We start from the raw sequence: 16,450 nt of genomic DNA, 5'->3' as shown, positions 1-16,450 counted from the left end.
GTAGCAATGGGAATTCCCGCTTTAGGCATCTGCGCCATTCTGGCGATAGCCCCGTTACTCTGGTTACCTGAACTGCCATCGCGTTATACCATCTGGATAATGATGGCTGGCGGGGTTGCACTGGCCGCACGCCAAAACGTACGGCTGAAGTATGTGGGGTTGACGCTGTTATTTTGCGTGTGGGGCATTCTGGCCGCGCAAGAGAGCGTCTGGCCGATGCAGCATTTAACCGCAGGTGCCGTGCAGGCCGAGGTGGAGATCGCCGCGACTGATGGTTCCACTGTGCATCAGGGAAAAATACTCACCGTTGATGGCCAGCGCTGGTGGGCGTCAACGGGCGTAACGCTTTATGGTCATTATCTGCCGCAGAAAGCGTGTGCCGGTCAGCGTTGGGCGATGACGCTCCGGCTCAGGCCTGTACACGGCGAACTGAACGACGGAGGGTATGACCCCCAGCGCAGCGCTATTGCCCGCCATCAAACGCTAAGTGGGCGTTTTACCCATGCAGAACTCATCGATGGACGCTGCAGCCTGCGAGCGCAATACCTGACATCGCTGCAAAACCGACTTTCAGTTTATCGCTGGGGCGCGGTTATCCTCGGGCTGGGCATGGGAGAACGTCTGGATGTCCCCAGGGAAGTAAAAGACCTGATGCGTGAAACCGGCACGCTGCATCTGATGGCGATTTCGGGTCTGCATATCACGCTGGCGGCCTCCATCGTCTGGTTTCTTGTACGCGGGCTTCAGTTTTTATTACCTTGCCATCGGGTCAACTGGCAAATGCCTCTGCTGGCGGGGTTATTCTTTGCTGCTTTCTACGCCTGGCTGACCGGTCTGCAACCGCCCGCGCTACGCACGGTCATCGCACTTGCTGTACTGGCGGCGCTGCGGATCGGTTCCCGGCAATGGTCTCCATGGCAGGTGTGGATCTGCTGTGTCGCGACGATCCTGATAAGCGATCCCTTAGCCATACTTTCGCAGAGTCTGCTTTTGTCTGCATTTGCCGTCGCCGCGCTGATTTTCTGGTTTCAGTGGTTGCCGCTTCCTCACTGGCAGTGGGCTCGCCGGATACGTCCGCTGCTGAACCTGGTCTATCTGCAGGTCGGCATGCTGTTACTTCTCATGCCGCTACAGGTTCTGATTTTCCATGGCTTTAGCATTTCATCGTTGATCGCCAATTTCTTTGCCGTGCCGTTGGTGACGTTTGTCTGCGTACCGCTGATTTTACTCGGCATGCTGCTCCATCTGCTGCCGCTGGCGGGGCTGGAAAGCGGCATCTGGTATGCAGCCGATAAGACGCTTGCCGGGTTGTTCTGGTTGCTGATGCGCCTGCCAGACGGCTGGCAGAGTGTGGACCAGCGCTGGCAGTACATGACGTTACTGCCGTGGCTTATCCTCATCGGCTGGCGTTTCCGTGCCTGGAAAACCGTTCCTGCCGTTTGTCTGGCGGGAAGTGTCTTGCTGGCTTCTCCCCTCTGGCGGACGGCGAAAAGCGACGCCTGGACGCTCCATATGCTGGACGTGGGGCAGGGACTGGCAATGGTTATTGAACGACAGGGAAAAGCCATTCTTTACGATACCGGGCTTGCCTGGCCGGGCGGGGATAGTGCACAGCGGTTAATTATTCCATGGCTGCGCTGGCATCATCTGCAGCCGGAAGGCGTTATTCTCAGCCATGAGCATCTCGACCATGCGGGAGGCCTTGTATCGCTGCAAAAAACATGGCCTGAAATGTGGGTAAGAAGTCCGTTGCACCAGACTGGGCATCGACCCTGCTTTCGCGGGCAAAGATGGCAATGGCAGGGTTTAACGTTCACCGTCCACTGGCCCACTGAAAATTATCCGGCTCAGGGTAACAATCACTCCTGCGTAGTAAAAATTGACGACGGCGAGCAGAGCGTTCTGCTGACGGGAGACATTGAAGCACAGGCAGAACAGGCTATGCTTAGCCATTACTGGCAGCATCTGACGTCCACCCTCATACAGGTACCTCATCACGGCAGCAATACCTCGTCGTCATTGCCGCTGGTACAGCGGGTTGAGGGGCTGATAGCTCTGGATTCAGCGGCCCGCTATAACGCATGGCGATTCCCGTCTGCTAAAGTAGTCCGGCGCTATCGAAAAGAGGGATATATCTGGCACGATACCCCCCATTCCGGGCAAATATCGGTGACATTTTCGCACCATCGCTGGCAAATCCGGCGCGTGCGGGATCAATTTTTACCCCCCTGGTATCATCAGTGGTTTGGCGCGCCCGTAGATAACGGGTAGAATATGCGGCTATTTCAACAAATGCTGGTTTTTTGAATGCATAACGACAAAGATCTCTCCACGTGGCAAACCTTCCGCCGACTCTGGCCGATGATTGCTCCCTTTAAAGCAGGCCTGATCGTGGCGGGTGTAGCGTTAATCCTCAACGCAGCCAGCGATACTTTTATGTTATCGCTCCTCAAACCGTTACTGGACGACGGTTTTGGTAAAACGGATCGCTCAGTGTTGCTATGGATGCCTCTGGTGGTTATCGGGCTGATGATCTTACGTGGTATCACCAGCTATATCTCCAGCTACTGCATTTCCTGGGTTTCCGGGAAAGTGGTTATGACCATGCGCCGTCGTCTGTTCAGCCACATGATGGGCATGCCGGTCTCATTCTTTGACAAGCAATCCACCGGGACGCTGCTGTCTCGTATTACCTACGATTCAGAGCAGGTTGCCTCCTCCTCTTCAAGCGCGCTGATTACCGTCGTGCGCGAAGGAGCGTCGATCATCGGTCTGTTTGCAATGATGTTCTATTACAGCTGGCAGCTGTCGCTGATCCTTATCGTGCTGGCACCGGTCGTGTCCATTGCTATCCGCGTCGTCTCAAAGCGCTTCCGCAATATCAGTAAGAATATGCAGAACACCATGGGGCAGGTGACGACCAGCGCAGAACAGATGCTGAAAGGGCACAAAGAAGTGTTGATCTTCGGCGGTCAGGAAGTTGAAACCAAACGCTTTGACAAAGTCAGCAACAAAATGCGTCTGCAGGGGATGAAGATGGTCTCGGCCTCTTCCATCTCTGACCCGATCATTCAGCTGATTGCCTCACTGGCGCTGGCGTTCGTTCTTTATGCGGCAAGCTTCCCGAGCGTAATGGAGACGCTGACGGCGGGTACTATCACCGTAGTCTTCTCCTCGATGATTGCCCTGATGCGCCCGCTGAAATCCCTGACCAACGTGAACGCCCAGTTCCAGCGCGGGATGGCCGCCTGCCAGACGCTGTTCAGCATTCTGGATTCTGAACAGGAAAAAGACGAAGGTACACGCGAGGTAGAGCGCGCCCGTGGCGACGTGGAGTTCCGCAACGTGACCTTCACCTATCCAGGCCGCGAAACGCCGGCTCTGCGCAATATCAACCTGACGATTCCGGCAGGTAAAACCGTTGCGCTGGTAGGCCGCTCCGGCTCCGGTAAATCCACCATTGCGAGCCTCATCACTCGTTTCTACGATATTAACGAAGGTGAGATCCTGCTGGATGGTCACGATCTGCGGGAGTACACCCTGCAGTCGCTGCGTAACCAGGTTGCGCTGGTTTCTCAGAACGTGCATCTCTTCAACGATACGGTTGCCAACAACATTGCTTATGCACGCACTGACGAGTACAGCCGCGAGCAGATTGAGAACGCCGCGCGTATGGCGTATGCAATGGACTTTATCAACAAGATGGATAACGGTCTGGACACGATAATCGGTGAAAACGGGGTACTGCTCTCCGGCGGTCAGCGCCAGCGTATCGCCATTGCGCGCGCGCTGCTGCGCGATAGCCCGATACTGATCCTGGACGAAGCAACCTCTGCACTGGATACGGAATCTGAACGCGCGATTCAGTCGGCGCTGGATGAACTGCAAAAGAACCGTACTTCGCTGGTGATTGCGCACCGTCTGTCCACTATTGAGCAGGCAGATGAGATCGTCGTGGTTGAGGACGGCATCATTGTTGAACGCGGAAGCCATGCCGATCTGCTGGAACATCGTGGCGTTTACGCCCAGCTTCATAAGATGCAGTTCGGCGAATGATTGCACGCATCTGGTCCGGTGAATCCCCGCTGTGGCTGCTGCTTTTGCCGCTCTCCTGGCTGTACGGTTTGGTGAGCGGCATTATTCGCCTGTTTTACCGTCTGGGGATCAAGCGTGCCTGGCGCGCGCCGGTTCCGGTAGTCGTGGTGGGTAACCTCACGGCGGGCGGCAACGGCAAAACGCCAGTGGTGATCTGGCTGGTGGAGCAGTTGCAAAAACGCGGCATCCGCCCCGGCGTGGTGTCGCGTGGGTATGGTGGTAAAGCGGCGCACTACCCATTGCTGCTGTCGGCGGAAACCACGACCGCAGAAGCGGGTGATGAGCCAGTATTGATTTTCCAGCGTACCGGCGCGCCGGTTGCGGTCTCCCCGGTGCGCAGCGACGCCGTGCAGGCGCTGCTTGCCGCGCATGCAGTACAAATCATTATTACTGACGATGGCCTGCAGCATTACGCTCTGGCGCGTGATAAAGAGATTGTAGTTATCGACGGCGTGCGTCGTTTCGGCAACGGCTGGTGGCTGCCCGCTGGCCCCATGCGTGAACGGGCTTCGCGTCTGAAGTCCGTTGATGCGGTGATTGTTAACGGCGGTGAAGCAAAGTCGGGTGAAATTCCTATGCGTCTGTTACCGGGAATGGCGGTCAACCTGGTGACGGGTGAACGCCGGGCGGTTGCAGAACTGCCTTCGCTGGTGGCTATGGCGGGTATTGGTCATCCGCCGCGCTTCTTCGCGACGCTGGAACAGTGTGGCGCCCGGCTGGAAAAACGCGTTCCGCTGGCTGACCATCAGGCGCTGGTGGCAGAGCAGGTTGAGGCGCTTACCGCGCCTGGCCAGACGCTCATTATGACCGAAAAAGATGCGGTGAAATGCCGTGCCTTTGCGAAAGATAACTGGTGGTATCTGCCCGTTGACGCTGAACTCAGCGGCGAACAGCCGGAACAATTGCTTAAGGAACTGATTGCGTTGGTGCAGTAGAGGCTTACGCGGTTCTGGTGGCGCTTTGACTGACAGGAAAACGCATGTCTTTACCGCAACTCTCGCTTTCAGCCGCACGTCATTTACACCTTGCCGCGCAGGGGCTGCTCAAAAAGCCCCGTCGCCGCGCGCAGCCTGCCGATATCCTCTCTACCGTCCAGCGCATGTCGCTGCTCCAAATCGACACCATTAACATTGTCGCCCGTAGCCCTTACCTGGTGCTGTTTAGCCGCCTGGGGAGTTATCCTCCGCAGTGGCTGGATGAGGCGCTCTCCAAAGGGGAGCTGATGGAGTACTGGGCTCACGAAGCCTGCTTCCTGCCCCGTAGCGATTTCGCCCTGGTACGTCACCATATGCTTGCTCCGGAAAAGATGGGATGGAAATACCGGCAGGCGTGGATGGAGGAACATGAGGCCGAAATAGAGCAGCTTATCAGCCATATTCAGGAAAACGGCCCCGTTCGATCCGCCGATTTTGAACATCCGCGCAAAGGTGCAGGCGGATGGTGGGAGTGGAAGCCGCACAAGCGTCATCTTGAAGGGTTGTTCACGTCAGGCAAAGTCATGGTCATTGAACGGCGTAATTTTCAGCGCGTTTATGATCTGACACATCGCGTGATGCCTCACTGGGACGACGAGCGGGATCTGCTTACCCAGGAGGTGGCCGAGGCCATCATGCTGGAGAACAGCGCCCGCAGCCTGGGCATTTTCCGTCCGCAATGGCTGGCAGACTATTACCGCCTCCGTCAGCCTGCGCTGAAGCCTCTGCTGGAGATGTGGCAGCGTGAACAGCGAGTTATTCCCGTTATGGTGGAAACGCTGGGCGAAATGTGGCTGCACGCGGAACTCCTCCCGTTATTGCCTCAGGCCCTGGAGGGCAAACTTCAGGCGACCCACAGCGCGGTATTGTCGCCGTTCGACCCGGTTGTCTGGGACAGAAAACGCGCCGAGCAGCTGTTTAACTTCAGCTACCGGCTGGAATGCTATACCCCGGCGCCAAAGCGGCAATACGGCTACTTTGTTTTACCGCTGCTGCACAAGGGACAACTGGTCGGGCGCATGGATGCCAAAATGCACCGCAAGACCGGCACGCTTGAAGTCATTGCCCTTTATCTGCAAGAGGGCATCAGGGTCACGGCGAGCCTGGAAAAAGGGTTAACGTCCGCCATTAGCGAGTTCGCGCGCTGGCAGGAGGCTCGCGACGTAACGCTTGGCCGGGTACCTGACGGGTTATTCACATCCTGTCGAAGTGGCTGGGAAACAGGCACGCCCTGAAAAGGGAATGTGTTAAGCTTTAGCGATTACCCATACGGAGGAACTATGGATCACCGTTTACTTGAAATTATTGCCTGCCCGGTATGCAACGGCAAACTCTACTACAGCCAGGACAAACAGGAGCTGATCTGCAAGCTGGACAGTCTGGCCTTCCCGCTGCGTGACGGCATTCCGGTACTGCTGGAAAATGAAGCCCGTTCCCTGGTGGCAGAAGAGAGCAAACCATGAGTTTTGTTGTCATTATTCCTGCACGTTATGCCTCAACGCGTCTGCCGGGTAAACCGCTGGTAGATATCAACGGCAAGCCGATGATTGTGCATGTCCTTGAGCGGGCGCGTGAGTCCGGTGCCGACCGCATTATCGTTGCAACCGATCATCCTGATGTCGCCCGTGCGGTTGAGGCCGCAGGCGGTGAAGTGTGCATGACCCGCGCCGATCACCAGTCCGGCACCGAGCGTCTGGCTGAAGTGGTTGAGAAATGTGGTTTCAGTGACGATACGGTCATCGTCAACGTGCAGGGCGACGAGCCGATGATCCCGGCCATTATTATCCGTCAGGTGGCGGAAAACCTGGCGCAGCGTCAGGTCGGTATGGCGACGCTCGCGGTGCCTATTCATCACGCTGAAGAGGCATTCAATCCGAATGCGGTGAAGGTGGTGATGGATGCCGAAGGCTATGCGCTCTATTTCTCCCGCGCTACGATTCCGTGGGATCGCGATCGCTTTGCGCTCTCTAAAGAGACCATCGGTGATTCTTTCCTGCGTCATATTGGGATCTACGGCTATCGCGCCGGCTTTATTCGCCGCTATGTAGCCTGGGCGCCGAGCCCGCTGGAGCATATCGAAATGCTGGAGCAGCTTCGCGTGCTCTGGTATGGCGAAAAAATCCACGTTGCCGTTGCCCGCGAAGTACCGGGAACAGGCGTTGATACGCCGGAAGATCTTGAGCGCGTCCGCGCCGAGTTGCGCTAATCCCGCCTGCATCCCTCCTTTCGGAGGGATGTCCTCTCCCCGCAAATTCCCCTTTCTTTACCCTAATTGATCTCTTCCGGGTGACATCTTCACGCTGTGCGCTCATTATAAAAGCAGTGGTCTTAATGGGGGTAATCTCATATGGAACAGCTGCGTGCCGAACTTAGCCATCTGCTGGGTGAGAAGTTAAGCCGGGTCGAATGCGTGAGTGAAAAGGTCGATACCGCGCTCTGGTCGTTGTATGACGGCCAGGGCAACCCGATGCCGCTGATGGCACGAAGCTTCTCGTCGCCGGGCGTCGCCAGACAGCTTGCCTGGAAAATGTCGATGCTGGCACGGGAGGGAACCGTCCGTATGCCGACCGTGTACGGCGTGATGACCCACGAGGAACATCCCGGCCCGGACGTACTGCTGATTGAGCGTTTACGCGGTGTGCCGGTTGAAGCGCCCGCGCGTACGCCGGAACGCTGGGAACAGCTGAAAGACCAGATTGTTGAGGCGCTGCTGGCCTGGCACCGACAGGATAGCCGCGGGCTTGTTGGTCCGGTTGACAGCACCCAGGAAAACCTGTGGCCGCTGTGGTATCGCCAGCGGGTGGAAGTGCTGTGGGGGACGCTTAACCAGTTCAACAATACCGGTTTGACCATGCAGGACAAACGTATTCTGTTTCGCACCCGCGAGTGCTTACCGGCGCTGTTCGACGGCTTTAACGACAACTGCGTGCTGATCCACGGCAATTTTACTCTGCGCAGTATGCTCAAAGACTCCCGCAGCGATCAGCTCCTGGCGATGCTAGGGCCGGGGATCATGCTCTGGGCACCGCGGGAATATGAGCTGTTCAGGCTCAGCGACAGCGGGGCGGCGGAAGGTTTACTGTGGCACTACCTTCAACGCGCGCCCGTTGCAGAGGCGTTTCTCTGGCGCCGCTGGCTTTATCTGCTCTGGGATGAAGTGGCGCAGCTGGTCAACACCGGACGTTTCAATCGCGTCAACTTCGATCTGGCGGCTAAATCACTCTTGCCCTGGCTCGCCTGACGAGCCTTTCAGCCACTGCCAGAGACGTCCGAGTGTCTCGTAGCCGACACGATCGCTATGCATCAACCACATCGGTGAGGGGATCACCCGTTCCCATGGGTTGAGCGGCGCGCTGATGGCCATCTGGTTTGCCGGTGCGGGAAGCGGGTGCAAACCTTGCTTCTCGAAGAAAATCATCGCTCTTGGCAGGTGCGAGGCGGAGGTCACCAGTAAGAACGGAACATCCCCAATCGCCTGCTTCACCGCGGCAGCCTCTTCCTCGGTATCCTTTGGGCTGTCCAGCGTGATGATAGAGGAACGCGGTACGCCGAGCGATTCCGCGATTCTGGCCCCCGCTTCAGCCGTACTCACCGGGTTGGTTTTGGCCGCTGCGCCGGTGAAGATCATTTTTGATCCCGGATTCGCCAGCCACAGGCGAATACCTTCGTTTAGCCGTGGCAGGCTGTTGTTGATCAGGTTCGAACTGGGGGCCCAGTCAGGGTCCCAGGTATACCCGCCGCCCAGCACAACGATGTAATCAACTTTCTGGTTTCCCTGCCACGTAGGGTACCTGTTTTCGATGGGGCGCAGCAGTCCATCCGCCACTGGCTGCAGGCTCAGCAGCAGCAGGACCAGCCAGCCGAACGTAATAAGCGTTTTGCCACTCTTCTGAAAGCGACTAAACCACACCAGCGCCAGCCCCAGCGCGATGATGATAAGCAGCAGCGGAAGGGGAAGCATCATCCCTCCAACATATTTCTTAAGGGTAAAAAGCATCCTTTTTGGTTCCTTTTTTGACCATACAGCAGATGATTACCGGTGATATTACACCAGAGAGGTTCATTCTCCGCGCGGGTGTGACAAAATAGCGGTTTTGCAGTTAGCGAGTGGAACTCTCCCAATGCGGGATCGCAATTTTGATGACATCGCGGAAAAGTTTTCGCGCAACATTTATGGCACCACGAAAGGGCAGCTCCGTCAGACGATCCTCTGGCAGGATCTGGATACCATTCTGGCGGGCTTTGGCGGCCAAACGTTGCGCGTGCTGGACGCCGGAGGTGGTGAAGGGCAGACGGCCATAAAAATGGCTGAACGTGGTCATCACGTCACGCTTTGCGATCTTTCTGCTGAAATGGTCGCCCGCGCGACGCGTGCCGCAGAAGAGAAAGGTGTGAGCGACAACATGCATTTTATACAATGCGCCGCTCAGGACATCGCGCAGCATTTGGAAACCCAGGTTGATCTGATATTGTTTCATGCGGTGCTGGAGTGGGTTGCCGATCCGCAAAGCGTGTTACAAACCCTGTGGTCAATGTTACGTCCGGGCGGTACGCTGTCGCTGATGTTCTACAATGCTAACGGCTTCCTGATGCACAACATGGTGGCAGGGAACTTCGACTATGTTCAGGTCGGGATGCCGAAAAAGAAAAAACGCACGCTTTCCCCGGACTATCCGCGCGATCCGCAGCAGGTTTACGGCTGGCTGGAAGAGATTGGCTGGCAGATCGTCGGGAAGACGGGCGTCAGGGTGTTTCATGATTATCTGCGTGAAAAACACAAACAGCGTGACTGTTTTGACACCTTAACAGAATTAGAAACGCGGTATTGCCGCCAGGAGCCGTTCGTCAGCCTTGGCCGCTATATTCACGTCACCGCGCACAAGCCGCAGATGCAAGGATAACCTATGAGTGAATTTTCCCAGACAGTCCCCGAACTGGTTGCCTGGGCCAGGAAAAACGATTTCTCCATCTCGCTGCCGGTAGACAGACTCTCTTTCCTGCTGGCGGTTGCCACGCTGAACGGCGAACGGTTGGATGGTGAAATGAGCGAGGGTGAACTGGTGGATGCGTTCCGCCACGTCAGTGATGCGTTTGAGCAAACCAGCGAAACCATTAGCGTGCGTGCCAATAACGCAATCAACGATATGGTGCGTCAACGTCTGCTGAACCGCTTTACCAGCGAGCAGGTGGAAGGAAACGCCATCTATCGCCTGACGCCGCTGGGCATCGGCATCACCGATTACTACATTCGCCAGCGCGAATTTTCCACGCTGCGTCTCTCCATGCAGCTGTCGATCGTGGCGGGTGAGCTTAAACGTGCCGCCGACGCAGCCGATGAAAACGGTGACGAATTCCACTGGCATCGCAACGTTTACGCGCCGCTGAAATACTCGGTGGCCGAGATTTTCGACAGTATCGATCTCACTCAGCGTCTGATGGACGAGCAGCAGCAGCAGGTGAAAGACGATATCGCGCAGCTGCTGAACAAGGACTGGCGTGCGGCCATTTCCAGCTGTGAACTTTTGTTGTCAGAAACCTCCGGTACGCTGCGTGAGCTGCAGGATACGCTGGAGGCCGCAGGGGACAAGCTGCAGGCCAACCTGCTGCGCATCCAGGACGCGACCCTGGCGCACGACGATCTGCATTTTATCGACCGTCTGGTGTTTGATCTGCAGAGCAAACTTGACCGCATTATCAGCTGGGGCCAGCAGTCGATCGATCTGTGGATCGGCTATGACCGCCACGTGCATAAATTTATCCGTACCGCGATTGATATGGATAAAAACCGCGTCTTTGCTCAGCGTCTTCGTCAGTCGGTACAGACCTACTTTGATGCACCGTGGGCGCTGACCTATGCCAATGCCGATCGTCTGTTGGATATGCGCGACGAAGAGATGGCGCTGCGCGATGAAGAGGTCACCGGTGAACTGCCGCCGGATCTGGAGTACGAAGAATTCAACGAAATTCGTGAGCAACTTGCGGCGATGATCGAAGAACAGCTCGCCGTCTACAAAACCAGACAAGCGCCGCTGGATCTTGGGCTCGTGGTGCGCGACTATCTGGCGCAATATCCGCGCGCGCGCCACTTCGACGTTGCCCGCATTGTGGTAGACCAGGCGGTGCGCCTGGGTATCGCGCAAGCAGACTTTACCGGACTGCCGCCGAAGTGGCAGCCAATTAACGATTACGGAGCCAAGGTACAGGCGCATGTCATTGACAAATATTGAACAAGTGATGCCAGTTAAGCTGGCACAGGCGCTGGCGAATCCGTTATTTCCGGCGCTGGACAGCCAGCTGCGTGCCGGTCGTCACATTGGCCTGGACGAGCTGGATAATCACGCCTTTTTGATGGACTTCCAGGAGTACCTGGAAGAGTTTTACGCCCGCTATAACGTGGAGCTTATCCGCGCGCCAGAAGGCTTTTTCTATCTGCGCCCGCGTTCCACGACCCTGATCCCGCGCTCCGTGCTCTCCGAGCTGGACATGATGGTTGGCAAAATTCTTTGCTATCTCTACCTCAGCCCGGAACGCCTGGCAAATGAAGGCATCTTCACCCAGCAGGAGCTGTACGATGAACTGCTGACGCTGGCGGATGAGAGCAAGCTGCTTAAGCTGGTGAATAACCGTTCGACGGGGTCGGATCTTGACCGTCAGAAATTACAGGAAAAGGTTCGCTCTTCCCTGAACCGTCTGCGCCGTCTGGGGATGGTCTGGTTTATGGGCCACGACAGCAGCAAATTCCGCATCACGGAATCGGTCTTCCGCTTCGGCGCCGACGTTCGTGCGGGCGATGATGCGCGTGAAGCGCAGCTTCGCATGATCCGCGACGGTGAAGCGATGCCGGTGGAAAACCATTTGCAGCTCAATGATGAGCATGAAGAGAATCTGCCGGATAGCGGGGAGGAAGAGTAATGATTGAACGCGGTAAATTTCGCTCACTGACGCTGATTAACTGGAACGGCTTCTTTGCCCGAACCTTCGATCTGGATGAGCTGGTCACGACTCTCTCCGGTGGTAACGGGGCAGGTAAATCCACCACCATGGCGGCGTTTGTAACGGCGCTGATCCCCGACCTGACGCTGCTTCACTTCCGTAACACCACCGAAGCGGGCGCGACAAGCGGCTCCCGCGATAAAGGCCTGCACGGTAAGCTGAAAGCGGGCGTCTGTTATTCCGTGCTGGACGTCATCAACTCTCGTCACCAGCGCGTGGTGGTGGGCGTACGTCTGCAACAGGTTGCCGGCCGCGACCGTAAAGTGGATATCAAACCGTTCGCCATTCAGGGGCTGCCAACCTCCGTACAGCCGACCGCGCTGCTGACGGAAACGCTGAATGAACGCCAGGCGCGCGTCCTGACGCTGCAGGAGCTGAAGGACAAGCTTGAAGCCATCGAAGGGGTGCAGTTTAAGCAGTTCAACTCCATTACCGACTACCACTCCCTGATGTTCGATCTGGGCGTGGTAGCGCGCCGTCTGCGCACCGCTTCAGACCGTAGTAAATACTACCGTCTGATCGAAGCGTCCCTGTACGGCGGTATCTCCAGCGCCATTACCCGTTCCCTGCGTGACTATCTGCTGCCGGAAAACAGCGGCGTGCGTAAGGCCTTCCAGGACATGGAGGCGGCACTGCGTGAAAACCGCATGACGCTGGAAGCGATTCGCGTTACCCAGTCTGACCGCGACCTGTTTAAACACCTGATCAGTGAAGCGACCAACTACGTGGCGGCGGACTACATGCGCCACGCCAACGAGCGCCGCGTCCATCTCGCTCAGGCATTAGAATATCGCCGCGAGCTGTTTACCTCCCGTAAACAGCTGGTGGCCGAGCAGTACAAGCACGTCGAAATGGCGCGCGAGCTGGGTGAGCACAACGGTGCCGAAGGCGATCTGGAAGCCGACTACCAGGCCGCCAGCGATCACCTGAACCTGGTGCAGACCGCGCTGCGTCAGCAGGAAAAGATCGAACGCTACGAAGCGGACCTCGATGAGTTGCAAATTCGTCTCGAAGAGCAGAATGAAGTGGTGGCCGAAGCCGCCGAGATGCAGGAAGAGAACGAAGCCCGCGCCGAAGCCGCCGAGCTGGAAGTGGACGAGCTGAAAAGCCAGCTTGCGGACTACCAGCAGGCGCTGGACGTGCAGCAGACGCGTGCGATTCAGTACAACCAGGCGCTGCAGGCGCTACAGCGTGCGAAAGAGCTGTGTCATCTGCCGGATCTGACGCCGGACAGTGCCGACGAGTGGCTGGACACCTTCCAGGCCAAAGAGCAGGAAGCCACCGAGAAACTGCTCTCGCTTGAACAGAAAATGAGCGTCGCGCAAACGGCGCACAGCCAGTTTGAACAGGCTTATCAGCTGGTAGTTGCGATTAACGGCCCGCTGGCGCGTAGCGAAGCCTGGGACGTTGCCCGTGAATTGCTGCGCGACGGCGTCAACCAGCGCCATCTGGCCGAGCAGGTGCAGCCGCTGCGTATGCGCCTGAACGAGCTGGAACAGCGTCTGCGCGAGCAGCAGGAAGCCGAGCGTCTGCTGGCCGAGTTCTGCAAGCGTCAGGGTAAACATTACGATTTCGACGAGCTTGAGGCCCTGCATCAGGAGCTGGAAGCGCGTATTGCGGCCCTGTCCGATACCGTATCAAATGCCAGCGAACAGCGTATGACGCTGCGTCAGGAGCTGGAGCAGCTTCAGTCCCGTTCGAAGGCGCTCCTGCAGCGTGCGCCGGTCTGGCTGGCAGCGCAAAGCAGCCTGAACCAGCTCAGCGAACAGTGCGGCGAGCAGTTCGAATCCAGCCAGCAGGTGACCGAATACCTGCAACAGCTGCTGGAGCGCGAGCGCGAAGCCATTGTTGAACGTGACGAAGTGGGTGCCCGCAAGCGTGACGTCGATGAAGAAATCGAGCGCTTAAGCCAGCCGGGCGGGTCAGAAGATCCGCGTCTGAACACGTTAGCCGAGCGTTTTGGCGGCGTACTGCTGTCTGAGATTTACGATGACGTTGGCCTGGACGATGCGCCGTACTTCTCCGCGCTGTACGGTCCGTCCCGCAACGCAATTGTGGTGCCGGATCTGTCGTTGATTTCTGAGCAGCTCGCAGGGCTGGAAGATTGCCCGGAAGATCTCTACCTGATCGAAGGGGATCCGCAGTCGTTCGATGACAGCGTTTTCAGCGTTGACGAGCTGGAAAAAGCGGTGGTGGTGAAAATCGCCGATCGCCAGTGGCGTTACTCCCGCTTCCCGGAGCTGCCGCTGTTTGGCCGCGCCGCGCGCGAAAGCCGCATCGAAAGCCTGCACGCCGAGCGTGAAACGCTGTCTGAACGCTTTGCCACTCTGTCGTTTGACGTACAGAAAACCCAGCGTCTGCACCAGGCGTTCAGCCGCTTTATCGGCAGCCATCTGGGCGTGGCGTTTGAAGCCGACCCGGAAGCGGAAATCCGCAAGCTCAACACCCGCCGTGGCGAGCTGGAGCGCGCGATTGCCAGTCATGAAAGTGACAACCAGCAGAGCCGCGTCCAGTTCGAACAGGCGAAAGAGGGCGTCGCTGCCCTTAACCGCATTCTGCCGCGCCTGAACCTGCTGGCTGATGACACGCTGGCCGACCGCGTGGATGAGATCCAGGAACGTCTGGATGAAGCCCAGGAAGCCGCGCGCTTCGTGCAGCAGCACGGCAACCAGCTGGCGAAGCTGGAGCCCGTCGTGTCTGTACTGCAGAGCGACCCGGAACAGTTCGAGCAGTTAAAAGAAGATTATGCCTGGTCGCAGCAGGTGCAGCGCGAAGCGCGTCAGCAGGCGTTTGCCCTGACGGAAGTGGTGCAGCGTCGTGCGCACTTCGGCTACTCCGATTCGGCTGAAATGCTGAGCGGTAACAGCGACCTGAATGAAAAACTGCGCCAGCGCCTTGAGCAGGCGGAAGCGGAACGTACCCGCGCTCGCGAAGCGATGCGCAGCCACTCCGCTCAGCTGAACCAGTACAACCAGGTGCTGGCCTCGCTGAAAAGCTCCTTCGACACCAAGAAAGAGCTGTTAAACGACCTGCAGAAAGAGCTGCAGGACATTGGCGTTCGTGCCGACAGCGGGGCGGAAGAGCGCGCGCGCATTCGTCGTGATGAGCTGCATAGCCAGCTCAGCAATAACCGCGCGCGTCGTAATCAGCTGGAAAAAGCGCTCACCTTCTGCGAAGCGGAAATGGATAACCTGACCCGCCGCCTGCGCAAGCTGGAGCGCGACTATCATGAAATGCGCGAGCAGGTCGTGACGGCGAAAGCGGGCTGGTGCGCTGTGATGCGGATGGTGAAAGACAACAACGTTGAACGTCGCCTGCACCGTCGCGAGCTGGCATACCTTTCTGCCGATGAGCTGCGTTCGATGTCGGATAAGGCGCTGGGTGCGCTGCGTCTGGCGGTGGCGGATAACGAACACCTGCGCGATGTGCTGCGCATGTCAGAGGATCCGAAACGTCCTGAACGTAAAATTCAGTTCTTCGTTGCGGTTTATCAGCACCTGCGCGAGCGTATTCGTCAGGACATTATCCGTACCGACGATCCGGTCGAAGCCATCGAACAGATGGAAATTGAGCTGGGCCGCCTGACGGAAGAGCTGACCTCCCGCGAGCAGAAGCTGGCGATCAGCTCCCGCAGCGTGGCGAATATCATTCGCAAAACCATTCAGCGCGAGCAGAACCGTATCCGCCAGCTGAACCAGGGGCTGCAGAGCGTCTCGTTTGGTCAGGTCAACAGCGTGCGTCTTAACGTCAACGTGCGTGAAGCCCACGCGACGCTGCTGGACGTGCTCTCTGAGCAGCACGAGCAGCATCAGGATCTGTTCAACAGCAACCGTCTGACCTTCTCCGAAGCGCTGGCGAAGCTGTATCAGCGCCTGAATCCGCAGATTGATATGGGCCAGCGTACGCCGCAAACCATCGGTGAAGAGCTGCTGGACTATCGTAACTACCTGGAAATGGAAGTTGAGGTAAACCGTGGTTCAGACGGCTGGCTGCGTGCGGAATCCGGAGCGCTGTCGACCGGTGAAGCGATTGGTACCGGGATGTCGATTCTGGTGATGGTGGTGCAGAGCTGGGAAGATGAAGCGCGCCGCCTGCGCGGGAAAGACATCTCCCCATGCCGACTGCTGTTCCTCGATGAAGCGGCGCGTCTTGATGCCCGCTCGATTGCCACGCTGTTTGAGCTTTGCGAACGTCTCGATATGCAGCTCATCATTGCGGCACCGGAAAACATCAGCCCTGAAAAAGGCACCACCTATAAGCTGGTGCGTAAAGTGTTCCAGAACAGCGAACACGTGCACGTTGTCGGGCTGCGTGGCTTTGCGCCGCAGCCGCCGGAATCATTGCCGGAAACCACGGCGGACGCTTCCTGAGGCGTTTTGTTACAAAGA

12 protein-coding genes are annotated in these 16,450 nt (G+C 57.5%); 11 read left to right on the top strand and 1 reads right to left on the bottom strand.

Features of this window, described 5'->3' with window-relative positions; translation table 11 throughout:
* Positions 1 to 6: 6 nt before the first annotated feature.
* From HBA26_RS04095 to HBA26_RS04065, 7 genes are all read left to right on the top strand, one after another.
* Complete coding sequence (locus HBA26_RS04095) at positions 7 to 2,271, top strand: ComEC family protein (protein WP_126345195.1); 2,265 nt, start codon at positions 7 to 9, stop codon at positions 2,269 to 2,271.
* A 36-nt stretch (positions 2,272 to 2,307) separates the two neighbouring features.
* Positions 2,308 to 4,056, top strand: coding sequence for a lipid A ABC transporter ATP-binding protein/permease MsbA (msbA, locus tag HBA26_RS04090; protein ID WP_028012570.1), 1,749 nt, complete (start codon positions 2,308 to 2,310; stop codon positions 4,054 to 4,056).
* Positions 4,053 to 5,030, top strand: coding sequence for a tetraacyldisaccharide 4'-kinase (lpxK, locus tag HBA26_RS04085; protein WP_126345196.1), 978 nt, complete (start codon positions 4,053 to 4,055; stop codon positions 5,028 to 5,030). Before msbA ends, lpxK begins: the two co-directional genes overlap by 4 nt.
* A gap of 44 nt (positions 5,031 to 5,074) precedes the next feature.
* Entirely contained in the window at positions 5,075 to 6,304 is a 1,230-nt protein-coding gene (locus HBA26_RS04080) for a winged helix-turn-helix domain-containing protein (RefSeq protein WP_126345197.1), read from the top strand.
* Positions 6,305 to 6,349: 45 nt separating this feature from the next.
* Complete coding sequence (gene ycaR / locus HBA26_RS04075) at positions 6,350 to 6,532, top strand: protein YcaR (RefSeq protein WP_006174474.1); 183 nt, start codon at positions 6,350 to 6,352, stop codon at positions 6,530 to 6,532.
* On the top strand, positions 6,529 to 7,275 hold the full coding sequence (gene kdsB / locus HBA26_RS04070; RefSeq protein WP_126345198.1) for a 3-deoxy-manno-octulosonate cytidylyltransferase: 747 nt from the start codon (positions 6,529 to 6,531) through the stop codon (positions 7,273 to 7,275). Before ycaR ends, kdsB begins: the two co-directional genes overlap by 4 nt.
* Positions 7,276 to 7,416: 141 nt before the next feature.
* Positions 7,417 to 8,310 (top strand): YcbJ family phosphotransferase, encoded by an 894-nt coding sequence (locus HBA26_RS04065; RefSeq protein ID WP_126345199.1) that lies wholly within the window; start codon positions 7,417 to 7,419, stop codon positions 8,308 to 8,310.
* On the opposite strand, the gene elyC is transcribed toward HBA26_RS04065, so the two are convergent.
* Positions 8,287 to 9,066, bottom strand: coding sequence for an envelope biogenesis factor ElyC (elyC, locus tag HBA26_RS04060; protein ID WP_028012575.1), 780 nt, complete (start codon positions 9,064 to 9,066; stop codon positions 8,287 to 8,289). The two genes, HBA26_RS04065 and elyC, sit on opposite strands and share 24 nt — an antisense overlap.
* A 124-nt stretch (positions 9,067 to 9,190) precedes the next feature.
* Between elyC and cmoM the strand changes: the two genes are divergently transcribed.
* The 4 genes from cmoM to mukB are packed head-to-tail and all read left to right on the top strand — an operon-like array spanning position 9,191 to position 16,432.
* Entirely contained in the window at positions 9,191 to 9,970 is a 780-nt protein-coding gene (gene cmoM, locus HBA26_RS04055) for a tRNA uridine 5-oxyacetic acid(34) methyltransferase CmoM (RefSeq protein WP_047368216.1), read from the top strand.
* 3 nt (positions 9,971 to 9,973) lie between these two features.
* Positions 9,974 to 11,296: a chromosome partition protein MukF gene (mukF, locus tag HBA26_RS04050; RefSeq protein ID WP_126345200.1), complete on the top strand. Its 1,323-nt coding sequence runs from the start codon at positions 9,974 to 9,976 to the stop codon at positions 11,294 to 11,296.
* Positions 11,277 to 11,981, top strand: a complete 705-nt coding sequence (gene mukE, locus HBA26_RS04045; protein WP_008499954.1) for a chromosome partition protein MukE — start codon at positions 11,277 to 11,279, stop codon at positions 11,979 to 11,981. The genes mukF and mukE overlap by 20 nt, the downstream gene beginning before the upstream one ends.
* Positions 11,981 to 16,432, top strand: a complete 4,452-nt coding sequence (mukB, locus tag HBA26_RS04040; RefSeq protein WP_126345201.1) for a chromosome partition protein MukB — start codon at positions 11,981 to 11,983, stop codon at positions 16,430 to 16,432. The genes mukE and mukB overlap by 1 nt, the downstream gene beginning before the upstream one ends.
* Positions 16,433 to 16,450 lie beyond the last annotated feature (18 nt).

The sequence above is a fragment of the Enterobacter sp. 725m/11 genome (genome assembly GCF_011683705.1).
Taxonomy (GTDB): Bacteria; Pseudomonadota; Gammaproteobacteria; order Enterobacterales; family Enterobacteriaceae; genus Enterobacter; species Enterobacter bugandensis.
Note: the sequence above shows the minus strand (reverse complement) of the source record. Positions and strands in the feature narration are given on the sequence as shown.

Coding starts and splice junctions, on each gene's coding strand:
- mukF (WP_126345200.1), top strand. CDS start 9,974: ATGAGTGAATTTTCCCAGACAGTCCCCGAACTGGTTGCCTGGGCCAGG.
- HBA26_RS04065 (WP_126345199.1), top strand. CDS start 7,417: ATGGAACAGCTGCGTGCCGAACTTAGCCATCTGCTGGGTGAGAAGTTA.
- mukE (WP_008499954.1), top strand. CDS start 11,277: ATGTCATTGACAAATATTGAACAAGTGATGCCAGTTAAGCTGGCACAG.
- elyC (WP_028012575.1), bottom strand. CDS start 9,066: ATGCTTTTTACCCTTAAGAAATATGTTGGAGGGATGATGCTTCCCCTT.
- HBA26_RS04095 (WP_126345195.1), top strand. CDS start 7: ATGGGAATTCCCGCTTTAGGCATCTGCGCCATTCTGGCGATAGCCCCG.
- msbA (WP_028012570.1), top strand. CDS start 2,308: ATGCATAACGACAAAGATCTCTCCACGTGGCAAACCTTCCGCCGACTC.
- lpxK (WP_126345196.1), top strand. CDS start 4,053: ATGATTGCACGCATCTGGTCCGGTGAATCCCCGCTGTGGCTGCTGCTT.
- cmoM (WP_047368216.1), top strand. CDS start 9,191: ATGCGGGATCGCAATTTTGATGACATCGCGGAAAAGTTTTCGCGCAAC.
- ycaR (WP_006174474.1), top strand. CDS start 6,350: ATGGATCACCGTTTACTTGAAATTATTGCCTGCCCGGTATGCAACGGC.
- mukB (WP_126345201.1), top strand. CDS start 11,981: ATGATTGAACGCGGTAAATTTCGCTCACTGACGCTGATTAACTGGAAC.
- kdsB (WP_126345198.1), top strand. CDS start 6,529: ATGAGTTTTGTTGTCATTATTCCTGCACGTTATGCCTCAACGCGTCTG.
- HBA26_RS04080 (WP_126345197.1), top strand. CDS start 5,075: ATGTCTTTACCGCAACTCTCGCTTTCAGCCGCACGTCATTTACACCTT.